10 protein-coding genes are annotated in these 11412 nt (G+C 45.2%); 3 read left to right on the top strand and 7 right to left on the bottom strand.

Annotated features, from left to right (window positions below):
* Window positions 1–149: 149 nt before the first annotated feature.
* The 6 genes from R7Q09_RS12105 to zapE all read right to left on the bottom strand — a co-directional run bounded on the left by R7Q09_RS12105 (window position 150) and on the right by zapE (window position 5625).
* Window positions 150–887: a cytochrome c1 gene (locus tag R7Q09_RS12105; protein ID WP_005372881.1), complete on the bottom strand. Its 738-nt coding sequence runs from the start codon at window positions 885–887 to the stop codon at window positions 150–152.
* A complete protein-coding gene (locus R7Q09_RS12100; RefSeq protein ID WP_005372880.1) occupies window positions 884–2149 on the bottom strand; it encodes a cytochrome b in 1266 nt (421 codons plus the stop codon). The genes R7Q09_RS12105 and R7Q09_RS12100 overlap by 4 nt, the downstream gene beginning before the upstream one ends.
* Window positions 2149–2739: a ubiquinol-cytochrome c reductase iron-sulfur subunit gene (gene petA, locus R7Q09_RS12095; RefSeq protein WP_005372877.1), complete on the bottom strand. Its 591-nt coding sequence runs from the start codon at window positions 2737–2739 to the stop codon at window positions 2149–2151. Before petA ends, R7Q09_RS12100 begins: the two co-directional genes overlap by 1 nt.
* Before the next feature lie 694 nt (window positions 2740–3433).
* Window positions 3434–3826 (bottom strand): 30S ribosomal protein S9, encoded by a 393-nt coding sequence (rpsI, locus tag R7Q09_RS12090; protein ID WP_005372876.1) that lies wholly within the window; start codon window positions 3824–3826, stop codon window positions 3434–3436.
* 15 nt (window positions 3827–3841) lie between these two features.
* Window positions 3842–4270, bottom strand: a complete 429-nt coding sequence (rplM, locus tag R7Q09_RS12085; protein ID WP_005372872.1) for a 50S ribosomal protein L13 — start codon at window positions 4268–4270, stop codon at window positions 3842–3844.
* A gap of 251 nt (window positions 4271–4521) precedes the next feature.
* On the bottom strand, window positions 4522–5625 hold the full coding sequence (gene zapE, locus R7Q09_RS12080; RefSeq protein WP_005387411.1) for a cell division protein ZapE: 1104 nt from the start codon (window positions 5623–5625) through the stop codon (window positions 4522–4524).
* A 196-nt stretch (window positions 5626–5821) separates the two neighbouring features.
* On the opposite strand from zapE, the gene zapG reads away from it, so the two are divergent.
* From zapG to degS, 3 genes are all read left to right on the top strand, one after another.
* Entirely contained in the window at window positions 5822–6265 is a 444-nt protein-coding gene (gene zapG / locus R7Q09_RS12075) for a Z-ring associated protein ZapG (protein ID WP_213987294.1), read from the top strand.
* Window positions 6266–6465: 200 nt separating this feature from the next.
* A complete protein-coding gene (locus R7Q09_RS12070) occupies window positions 6466–7833 on the top strand; it encodes a Do family serine endopeptidase (protein ID WP_025768400.1) in 1368 nt (455 codons plus the stop codon).
* A gap of 190 nt (window positions 7834–8023) precedes the next feature.
* Window positions 8024–9088, top strand: coding sequence for an outer membrane-stress sensor serine endopeptidase DegS (gene degS, locus R7Q09_RS12065; protein WP_318070470.1), 1065 nt, complete (start codon window positions 8024–8026; stop codon window positions 9086–9088).
* Between the two features lie 37 nt (window positions 9089–9125).
* On the opposite strand, the gene parC is transcribed toward degS, so the two are convergent.
* A complete protein-coding gene (gene parC, locus R7Q09_RS12060) occupies window positions 9126–11411 on the bottom strand; it encodes a DNA topoisomerase IV subunit A (protein WP_017633605.1) in 2286 nt (761 codons plus the stop codon).
* Between the last annotated feature and the right edge of the window lies 1 nt (window position 11412).

Raw genomic sequence — 11412 nt, 5'->3', positions numbered from 1 at the left:
TTAGCATGAGTAGTTTTACAGGCAAAGCCGAAACGGATGATAACCACCTACTGAAGTAGGTGGTTTAGGGCTGAAAATAAAAACAATGGAGGCTAAGCCTCCATTGTACATCAATTAAAATTGGGAATTAGCACGGTATTTTAGCACAATTAATGCACATCGCGCCAATACTCTTTCTTGAGCATCACGACAACGATGGTTAGAAGCACTAAGAAGCCCATTACCCACCAGCCTAGAGCGTGACGCTCAAGCTGCACTGGGTCACCTGAATAAACTAAGAAGTTAACGAGATCGCCAACCGCTTTGTCATATTCGCCTTCACTCAGCTCACCCGTGCCATCGGTTTCAGTACCAACAACAACTTGTACTTCTTCGCCATCTACGATTTTCGTATCGTAAATAGGCGTCGGGATGCCCTGTAGCTCTTCAAGCACATGCGGCATACCAACACTCGGGAAGACGATGTTGTTCACGCCGAATGGACGAGATGGATCAACATAGAAAGAGCGTAAGTAAGTGTATAACCAATCAGCACCACGAACTCGTGCAACCAACGTAAGATCTGGTGGTGGAGCACCAAACCAGTTTGCCGCTTGCTTCGGTGGCATAGCATTGACCATTAGATCACCGATTTTCGCTTCAGGATTGAAAATCAGGTTTTCTTTCATTAAGTCTGTTGGAATTTCCAAGTCTGTTGCTACACGCTCGTAACGCTGGTATTGCGTAGAGTGACAAGCAAAACAGTAGTTCATGAATAACTTCGCGCCGTTTTGTAGCGAAGCTTTATCCGTAAGGTCAACATTCGCTTTATCCAGCGGAACATTGGCCCCAGCTGCCATCGCTAGTGATGGCAACATAGCAAATAGAATTACAATCCACTTCTTCATTTGAATGTCACCCTCTCTGGTAATGGTTTGGTTGCTTCATTTTTGCTGTAGAAGAACAGCAACACAAAGAACATGAAGTAACACAAGCTAAAGATCTGAGATAGTAGTGTGTACGTTGGTGTCGCTGGTAACGCACCTAAAATACCCAGAGCGATAAAGGCGATAGTGAACTGTACAATATTCAATAGATGAAGTTTGCTACGGTAACGGTATGAACGAACTTTACAACGATCCAACCAAGGTAAAACAAACAGCACTGCAATTGACGCACCCATTAGGATAACACCTAATAGTTTGTCTGGAACCGCACGTAGGATTGCGTAGAACGGCGTGAAGTACCATACCGGAGCAATATGCTCTGGTGTCTTCAATGGGTTTGCAGCTTCAAAGTTAGGCGGCTCAAGGAAGTACCCACCCATTTCTGGGTTAAAGAACAGCACGTAACAGAAGAAGAACAAGAAACCAGCAACACCGACCAAGTCCTTAACCGTGCCGTACGGATGGAAAGGAATCGAATCAATGATGTCATATTTCTTCGTGTAGTAATCGTGGAACTTGAATTGCGTTTTGTAATCGTCGCCCATTGAGCCTTTTGGCAGCTTAGTTTCGATACCATCCGGGTTGTTTGAGCCTACTTCGTGCAGCGCCAATACGTGCAGAACAACAAGAAGAAGCAAAACAATAGGCAAGGCAATAACGTGTAGTGCGAAGAAACGGTTTAGCGTTGCACCAGAGATGATGTAGTCACCACGAATCCAAAGCGTTAGGTCATCACCGATAACAGGAATAGCGCCAAACAGGGAAATGATTACCTGCGCACCCCAGTATGACATCTGACCCCATGGAAGTAGGTAACCCATGAACGCTTCAGCCATGAGAACAAGGAAGATCAACATACCGAAGATCCACAATAGTTCACGAGGTTTTTGGTATGAACCGTAGATCAAACCACGGAACATGTGAAGATACACAACAACGAAAAACGCTGACGCGCCAGTGGAATGCATGTAACGCAGAAGCCAACCGTACTCTACATCACGCATAATGTATTCGATAGACGCAAATGCACCGTCACCTGAAGGAACATAGTTCATCGTTAGCCAAATACCCGTTAGGATTTGGTTAACAAGAACCAGCATCGCCAGAGAACCGAAAAGGTACCAAAAGTTGAAGTTCTTAGGCATTGGGTATTCAGACAAATGCTTTTTATAAGCATTCATTGCAGGAATACGCTTTTCAACCCAATCTAACATTGCTTGCATTATGCATCTCCCTCATCAACACCCACAATGAGCTTGGTATCGCTCAAATACATGTGCTTAGGAACGACAAGGTTCAACGGAGCAGGTACTCCTTGGAACACTCGACCAGCCATGTCGAACTTAGAACCATGACAAGGACAGAAGAAGCCAGATCTTACGCCCTGCACCTGCTCTGAGAAAGAGTCAGGTAGATAGGTTGGTGAACAACCTAAGTGGGTACAGAAACCAACTGCGACGAAAAACTCTTCCTTAATCGAACGAAACTCATTCTGAGCGTACTCAGGCTGCTGCTCCATTTCAGATTGTGGATCGCGAAGCTTATCACCGATCGATTTTAAGTTATCCAGAACGCTTTGAGTGCGGCGAACAATCCATACAGGCTTTCCCTGCCACTCAACACGAACCAGCTGACCTGGTTCAATTTTACTTATATCCACTTCAACCGGTGCGCCCGCCGCTTTGGCTTTAGCACTCGGATTCCATGATTTGATAAAAGGCACGGCGACGGCGACTGCCCCTAACCCACCAACAACTGCCGTTGTAGCGGTTAGAAAACGCCTGCGACCGTTATTTAAAGGCGCGTTGCTCATCCAAACATTCTCCCATTTGCTCCCTTTGGATCGTTATTATTCCGCTTATAAGAGCATGGCTAACAAATAATGAATTTAGTTCTATTTATTGGAGGGAAATGATAAAGAAAACCCTACTTTTTGACAAGATAAAGCTACCTTTTTGTAACATTTGTGAGGCAAATCGCTCGCGTCGTCACAAAAGCGGCAGAATTATAAAAAATTGATGTGATTTGTAACAAGAAAGCACCACATAGAAGCCCCGCTGAAAGCGGATAAAACCTTTTATCTTGGTAGTTTTCAGTTAATTACACAGAGAAATATTTCGTATTACGCGTTCAGCTTACTGTGTTTATATTTTCAATTTTGTAGCACGCAGAATGCTCAAAAAGGAACGTAAGTCATTTTAAAACATGTTACAGGAAGAATAAGATACAAAGACATTCTTGTTGATGAATACATCTATGCTGCATCGCAAGAGAAAGCGTGGTGAGTCGCGGTTAAATAAGGCACACATATAAAACGGCACTGGCAACCTTTCGACGAAGAGGACGAATAAGAAGGTCTGCTCGGAGTGTGATGATAAGTGAAGGCTGTTCGTTGCTTGAAGACAAGTATGATGTCCTTAAATACAAAAAAGCCCGGCATAGAGCCGAGCTTTTGGTACACAGTTTCCAGAGTAACTCTGAAAAGCATAATTCCCGATAAGAGGAAATTAACGCTTAGAGAACTGTGGACGACGACGTGCTTTACGTAGACCAACTTTCTTACGTTCAACGCAACGAGCGTCACGAGTAACGTAGCCAGCTGCGCGTAGAGCAGGACGTAGAGACTCATCGTATTCCATAAGCGCGCGAGTGATACCGTGACGGATAGCACCAGCTTGACCAGAAATACCGCCGCCTTTAACTGTTACGTAAAGGTCTAGCTTTTCAGTTAGTTCAACTAGCTCTAGAGGTTGTTGTACAACCATACGTGCTGTTGGACGACCGAAGTATTCGTCAAGGTTACGCTTGTTTACTACAATGTTACCGCTGCCTGGTTTAATGAAAACACGTGCAGCTGAGCTTTTGCGACGGCCAGTGCCGTAGTATTGATTCTCTGCCATTTCCGAAATCCCCAATTAGATGTCTAGTACTTGTGGTTGTTGAGCAACATGGTTGTGCTCAGCGCCCGCGTAAACTTTTAGCTTACGGTACATAGCACGGCCTAGAGGACCACGTGGAAGCATGCCTTTAACTGCAAGCTCAAGAGCCATCTCAGGTTTACGATCGATCAACTTTTCAAAAGTGATAGATTTTAGACCACCTGGGAATTCAGAGTGACGGTAGTACACTTTGTTCTTAGCTTTGTTACCAGTTACAGCAACTTTCTCAGCGTTGATAACGATGATGTAATCACCAGTGTCAACGTGAGGAGTGTATTCAGCTTTATGTTTGCCACGTAGGCGAGATGCAATTTCACTTGCTAGACGGCCAAGAGTTTTACCTTCAGCGTCTACAACGTACCAGTCGCGTTTTACAGTTTCTGGTTTAGCAACGAAAGTTTTCATGCTAACAATAACCCGTTAATTAAATTTTAAACTTTAAAGGAACACCCAATAGTGCTCCCACACTGTCTAAGAGCCCAGTCATCACCCCTTCGAGTCGTTGGTACTCTCGACCTTCAATTTCGAAATAACTTCGATAATCAGGTCTGCAGTAACGGTGGGTCGCAGGATTATAGAGAAGAGCGAAGAAAAAATCACCTTTTTTTGCGCCAAATCACTAATTTTTTCTTCACTTTTTTAAGAACCCATTGGATCTAGGCCAAATGTTCACGCGCGAGATACTCATGACTTTGCATCTCAGTAAGCCGAGACAAACAGCGCTTAAATTCGAACTCTAACTGCCCATCAGTATATAAGTCGGCCATTGGCACTTCAGCAGAAATAATCAACTTAACATTGCGCTCGTAAAACTCATCGACCAGCGCGATAAAGCGTCTCGCCGCATCATCGATTTTTCGGTTCATTTGTTGAACATCTGCCAGTAATACCGTGTGGTAAATACGAGACAATTCAATGTAGTCATTTTGACTGCGAGCAGTTTGACACAACTGAGCAAACGACGCATGCAGCACCCCGTCGCTTGCTTCAATCACCGCTAGTTGACGGTGGTTAACTTCGATTTGATGAGCAACAAACTGACGCTCTCCAGTCAGCTGCTGATAATATTTGTTAAGGTTTATGCTAGCCTGCTCATCAAGCGGGTAATGGTATATTTCAGCCTGTTCTAACGTTCTTAAGCGATAATCAACGCCACTATCGACATTCAACACTTCACAACGTGCCAAAATCATATCGATCGCGGGCAAAAAGCGCGCTCTTTGCAAACCGTTACGATATAAGTTCTGCGGCTCGATGTTTGAAGTCGCGACTAGGATCATCTGCCGCTTGAACATTTCTTGAAGTAGCGTTGCGAGGATCATCGCATCAGTAATGTCGGAAACAAAAAATTCATCAAAGCAAACCACATCGGCTTCTTCTTTAAATTTATCCGCCACTTTTGATAGCGGATTTTCCACATCACCTAACAGCTTCAACTCATCATGTACTCGATACATAAATCGATGGAAGTGGACGCGCATTTTTCTTTGGGTCGGTAAAGCATCAAAAAATGCGTCCATAAGGTAGGTTTTACCGCGACCTACTCCACCCCAAAAGTAAAGGCCTTTTGGTGGTTCAGGCTTGTCGATTTTTTTCCCCATTAGCTTTTGCCATTTGGAAAGCTGAGGCACAGGAGCTGACTGAAATTCAACGATAGCATGGTAAAGCTTGTCTAATGCAACGACCGCTTGATACTGAGCTTCATCACGCTGAAACCCGTGTTCTGCTATGTCTTTTTGATATTGTTGTAGTGGTGTCATCGTATGTAAGTCGTATAGAGGTATAGAGAAAAGGGTTACCTCGGGGTCAACTTTGAGAATAGAGAGAAGTAGTTATCAGTCCCCGAAGACATACTGCTATTTTTCTTTATCGGCTGTTCAAGCCATAGTAACATGGACGAGCACCGCGTGTAACTAAGTAGTAAAAGACTTGTTAAAACAACTATAAGGAGCAGTTATGCCTTGGATTTATGCCATTGTGGGTTTGCTGGTCGGTACAATCGTAGGCGTAGTCATTAGTAGACTAACCACCCCTGAATACAAGAAACAAAAGTCTGTGCAGAAAGAACTTGAAGCGGCCAAGTTTGAATTAGAGCAACAACGTCAAGAGCTCGTCGATCATTTTGCACAAACCGCAGAAATGTTGGACACCCTAGGTAAAGATTACACCAAGCTATACCAACATATGGCCAAGACCTCTTCTGAGCTTTTGCCAAACTTACCAGAACAAGACAACCCGTTTGATAAGAAAACGGCAATGTCATCTGAAACCATTGCAGAAGATCAACCAGAGTTTAACGAACAACCAAAAGACTACGCTAATGGCGCCACCGGTCTTTTGAGGGATCAAGAGAAAGAAATCATTAATGCTCCCGAAGCGGTAACCGCAAAAGCATCATAATCCTCTCTTACTTCTATCTAGGGCCGATACATTTGTATCGGCCCTTTTTTGAACTTTTTCACCTCACCTTCGCTCTAACTTGGATGTGCACTGCCTCCCCTTTTGATTGTCCGAACTAGACCCTATATTAGTTATTAACAAAGTGAACTAACCGTTCGGATATTTCTTTTTGGCAGACATGTTTCAAGAGGAGTTATTGGATGAAAAAACCACTGCTTGCGCTCACCGTTCTATCTCTGAGTTTGGGGTCGATTATTGCCCCAGTTCAAGCCACTGCCGCATTACCTTTGAATGTGGATGGCCAACAGTTACCTAGCTTGGCACCAATGCTTGAGAAGGTGACCCCAGCTGTTGTGAGTATTGCTGTAGAAGGTAAACAAGTACAAACCAGCCGCATTCCCGAGCAATTTCAATTTTTCTTTGGCCCAGACTTTCCTATGGAACAAAGGCGAGAGCGCCCGTTCAGAGGTTTAGGGTCTGGTGTCATTATTGATGCGAAGAAAGGCCATATTGTCACTAACTACCACGTGATCAAGGGAGCAGATGAGATTCGAGTTCGCCTCTTTGACGGGCGCGAATATGACGCTACGCTCGTTGGCGGTGATGAAATGGCCGATGTTGCGTTACTTAAATTAGAGAAAGCGAAAAACTTAACGCAGATTAAGGTCGCGGATTCCGACAAACTGCGTGTCGGTGACTTTACGGTTGCGATTGGTAACCCATTTGGACTCGGTCAAACTGTGACTTCGGGTATTGTTTCAGCCCTTGGTCGTAGCGGCTTAAACGTTGAAAACTTCGAAAACTTCATCCAAACCGATGCCGCAATTAACAGCGGTAACTCTGGTGGTGCATTGGTCAACCTTAATGGTGAGCTGATCGGTATTAATACTGCAATTTTAGGCCCTAACGGCGGTAACGTAGGTATTGGTTTTGCGATTCCATCAAACATGATGAAAAACCTCACTGATCAAATTCTAGAGTTTGGTGAAGTCAAACGCGGCATGTTGGGTGTGCAAGGTGGCGAAGTAACCTCTGAGCTAGCTGATGCATTGGGTTACGAGTCAAGTAAAGGTGCCTTTATTGGTCAAGTCGTACCGGACAGCGCAGCCGATAAAGCAGGATTAAAAGCCGGTGACGTAATTGTATCGGTGAACGGCAAAGCGATTAATACTTTCTCAGAGCTCCGCGCAAAAGTGGCAACATTGGGCGCAGGTAAAGAAATCACATTAGGTGTGGTTCGAGATGGTAAGAATAAAACCTTTGATGTAACGCTTGGCGAATCTACGAATATGAAAGCTAAAGCGGAGACATTACATGAGGGACTCAAAGGGGCGGAATTAAGCAATACAACACCAAGTGATGTAATCCAAGGTGTTAAAGTATCGAGCGTTGCAGATAACTCTCCAGCGGCTCAATATCAATTACAACAAGGTGACATTATTATCGGTGTGAACCGTCAACGAGTGAAAAACCTTGCCGAGCTTCGTACAATCGTAGAGAAACACAAAGGTGTACTGGCTCTTAATATTCAACGTGGTGAACGTACTATTTATCTTGTCATTCGTTAACCACTTTCAAAGTGATAGAAAATAAGGTTTTCGATGCATAGTGTTGAGTGATAAGGCTCGATCACTTTTCCTTATCGCTCAATAACTAATGAAAAGGGCAGCGCGATGACGTGCTGCCCTTTTGTTATTTTTCAATGTAATGCTATTCTTCATCTTCGATGCCATTTTGGCGCTCACGCATGGAGAGGATATGCTCAGCTTTTTATTACGTTCTGTCTTTTTAGGCTTGGCTACTGCCGCAGTGGTATTACTGGCGGTTCCATCTTTGCGCAACAACGTAATTCCTGCCGCGCTTGATCCTCAACCTGTTAATATCGCATCAGTCGAGTTGACGTTTAATCAAGCAGTCCGAAGAGCAGCACCTGCAGTGGTAAACATCTACAGTCGTAAGTATGTTGAGAGTGACCGCAGTAAACTCTCGACTCAAGGCCTGGGGTCAGGTGTGATTGTTAGTGAGAAAGGCTACATCATTACTAACTATCATGTGGTTGCTCAAGCTGATCAAATTGTTGTGGCATTACAAGACGGCAGAGCCGCAGCGGCTCAGCTCGTAGGGACAGATAAGCGTACTGATATAGCCGTGCTGCGTGTCGAAGGTTCGAATTTGCCAGTAATCCCTCTGAACTCTAACTACAAACCACAAGTGGGCGATGTAGTACTAGCCATCGGTAACCCATACAACCTTGGACAAACCACAACGTTCGGCATTATTTCTGCCACAGGTCGTTCATCTATTAGCGATGGTCGTCAAGCATTCATTCAAACCGATGCCGCCATCAATGAAGGTAACTCTGGTGGAGCCCTAGTGAACACACAAGGCGAGCTCGTCGGCATTAACACCGCCTCTTTTCAGCAAGCGACAGACTTAGAAACTTACGGTATTTCTTTTGCGATCCCTGCGCCGCTAGCGAGTAAGATCATGCAGAAAATCATCGCTGATGGCCGCGTGATTCGTGGTTATATTGGAATCGACGGCCAAGACATTAATGCGGTCACTGCTCGCCTGCTTGGAAATGAACACATAGGTGGTATTGTCGTACTTGGTATTGATCCAAATGGTCCAGCCAATGCGGCAGGCTTCCAAAAGCAGGACATCATTATCAGTATTGATGGCAATAAAGTACAAGGGCGTCAGAGCGTTATGGATATCGTCACCGATTTACGTCCTGGCACCACCGTGGACGTCGGTATCATTCGCAAAGGAAAAGAGATGACCTTGAAAGTCACCATTGCCGAAGACAAGCAAGAAGCATAAAAAATCCCAGCCATTGGCTGGGATTTTTATTTGTGCGTTACTCGCTATCGCTCGGTGTTTCCGTCGTATCGGAATCATCTAGCTCAACTTCAATACGAGTGACTCGCTGCAAACCTCTCGGTAATAACCCACCTCGGCGACCACGTTCGCCACGGAAGTTATCAAGGTCAGACGGTTTAAGACCCAACTTTCGCTTACCCGCGTACAGCGTTAACGATGCACCTTTTGGTAAAGACATTAAGTGAGATAGTACTTCTTCTCGCTCTTTTGCTTTAGCAGCAGGAATGTTGATGATCTTATTCCCTTTACCTTTCGCCAGTTGTGGCAAGTCTTTGATTGGGAACAGCAGCATGCGACCTTGGTTAGTGATTGCTAAGATTTCATCAGAGTCTAAATCTTCAATCTCTTTTGGCGTCATGATCTCAGAGTTGGCAGGTAAAGTGACGAGCGCTTTACCACTGCGGTTTTTAGACAGCAAGTCCGCGCCTTTACATACAAAGCCGTAACCTGCATCTGAGCCCACCAGCCACAGCTGATCTTCTTCACTCATGATGACTTGGCGAATACTGCTACCAGCCGTAATATTCAAGCGACCGGTAATCGGCTCACCTTGACTACGAGCAGAAGGCAGTGAGTGCGATTCCAGAGAGTAACTTCGACCGTCACTACCTAGGAATACCGCAGGCTGATTACTCTTACCTCGAGCATGCGCTAAATACTTATCACCCGACTTATAGTTTAAGCCTTCGGCATCCACGTCATGGCCTTTCGCGTGACGAATCCAACCTTTCTCAGAAAGCACAACCGTGATTGGCTCACTTGGTACGAGGTCACGTTCAGTCAGCGCTTTTGCTTCTGCACGCTCAACCATTGGAGAGCGACGGTCATCACCGTATTTCTCTGCGTCTGCTTTGATTTCTTTTTTCAGTAGTGTATTCAGACGACGCTCAGAACCGAGTAGCTGTTCTAGCTTCTCACGCTCTTTCTCTAGCTCGTCTTGCTCACCACGGATCTTCATCTCTTCTAGTTTTGCTAGATGACGAAGTTTAGTATCTAAAATTGCATCCGCTTGGATATCGGTAATACCAAAGCGTTCCATCAGCACCGCTTTTGGATCGTCTTCAGTACGGATGATCTCAATCACTTCATCTAGGTTGAGGTAAGCAACCAACAAACCTTCCAAGATGTGTAGACGAGCCATTACTTTGTCTAGCCGGTGTTGTAGACGACGACGCACAGTCGTACGACGAAACTCGATCCACTCAGACAGAATTTGCACCAGACCTTTAACTTGAGGACGGTTATCCAAACCAATCATGTTCAAGTTAACACGGTAACTGCGCTCAAGATCCGTTGATGCGAACAAGTGGTTCATCAACAAATCACAATCGACGCGGTTTGACTTAGGCACCACAACGATACGCGTTGGGTTCTCGTGATCCGATTCGTCACGAAGATCGTCAACCATTGGCAGCTTCTTCGCACGCATCTGGTTAGCGATTTGCTCAAGCAGTTTGGCACCCGATACTTGGTGTGGCAAAGAAGTGATAACAATGTCAGAACCTTCTTTGTGCCAAACCGCACGCATTTTGATGCTGCCACGACCGTTGCGGTAAATCTTCTCGATATCCGCTTGCGGCGAGATGATTTCTGCTTCTGTTGGGTAATCCGGACCTTTGACATACTGCATCACGTCCGGCAGTTCTGCTTTCGGGTTGTCGATCAAATGAATAGTCGCATCTGCGATTTCACGAACGTTGTGCGGTGGGATGTCTGTTGCCATACCAACGGCAATGCCGGTTACACCGTTAAGCAGGATGTGAGGCAGACGTGCTGGCAACATTTGTGGCTCTTTCATTGTGCCATCAAAGTTAGGTTGCCATTCAACCGTGCCCTGGCCAAGTTCGCCAAGCAATACTTCAGCAAACTTAGACAGTTTTGCTTCGGTATAACGCATTGCCGCAAATGATTTCGGATCATCTGGCGCACCCCAGTTACCTTGACCATCCACTAATGGATAGCGGTAAGAGAATGGCTGAGCCATCAATACCATCGCTTCGTAACACGCTGAATCACCGTGCGGATGGTATTTACCTAGCACGTCACCAACGGTACGTGCAGATTTTTTGTATTTTGCTGATGCAGAGAGACCAAGCTCTGACATCGCATAAATGATGCGTCGTTGAACCGGCTTTAAGCCATCACCAATGTATGGCAAGGCGCGGTCCATGATTACGTACATCGAGTAGTTCAGATAAGCGTCTTCAGTGAACTTGCGCATTGGCAATTGTTCGACGCCATCGTAGGTAATTTCTGTAGACATC

Source organism: Vibrio sp. 2130-1 (assembly GCF_033339515.1).
This window is presented reverse-complemented; position numbering and strand designations above follow the sequence as displayed.

Coding starts and splice junctions, on each gene's coding strand:
- R7Q09_RS12105 (WP_005372881.1), bottom strand. CDS start 887: ATGAAGAAGTGGATTGTAATTCTATTTGCTATGTTGCCATCACTAGCG.
- R7Q09_RS12100 (WP_005372880.1), bottom strand. CDS start 2,149: ATGCAAGCAATGTTAGATTGGGTTGAAAAGCGTATTCCTGCAATGAAT.
- petA (WP_005372877.1), bottom strand. CDS start 2,739: ATGAGCAACGCGCCTTTAAATAACGGTCGCAGGCGTTTTCTAACCGCT.
- rpsI (WP_005372876.1), bottom strand. CDS start 3,826: ATGGCAGAGAATCAATACTACGGCACTGGCCGTCGCAAAAGCTCAGCT.
- rplM (WP_005372872.1), bottom strand. CDS start 4,270: ATGAAAACTTTCGTTGCTAAACCAGAAACTGTAAAACGCGACTGGTAC.
- zapE (WP_005387411.1), bottom strand. CDS start 5,625: ATGACACCACTACAACAATATCAAAAAGACATAGCAGAACACGGGTTT.
- zapG (WP_213987294.1), top strand. CDS start 5,822: ATGCCTTGGATTTATGCCATTGTGGGTTTGCTGGTCGGTACAATCGTA.
- R7Q09_RS12070 (WP_025768400.1), top strand. CDS start 6,466: ATGAAAAAACCACTGCTTGCGCTCACCGTTCTATCTCTGAGTTTGGGG.
- degS (WP_318070470.1), top strand. CDS start 8,024: ATGCTCAGCTTTTTATTACGTTCTGTCTTTTTAGGCTTGGCTACTGCC.
- parC (WP_017633605.1), bottom strand. CDS start 11,411: ATGTCTACAGAAATTACCTACGATGGCGTCGAACAATTGCCAATGCGC.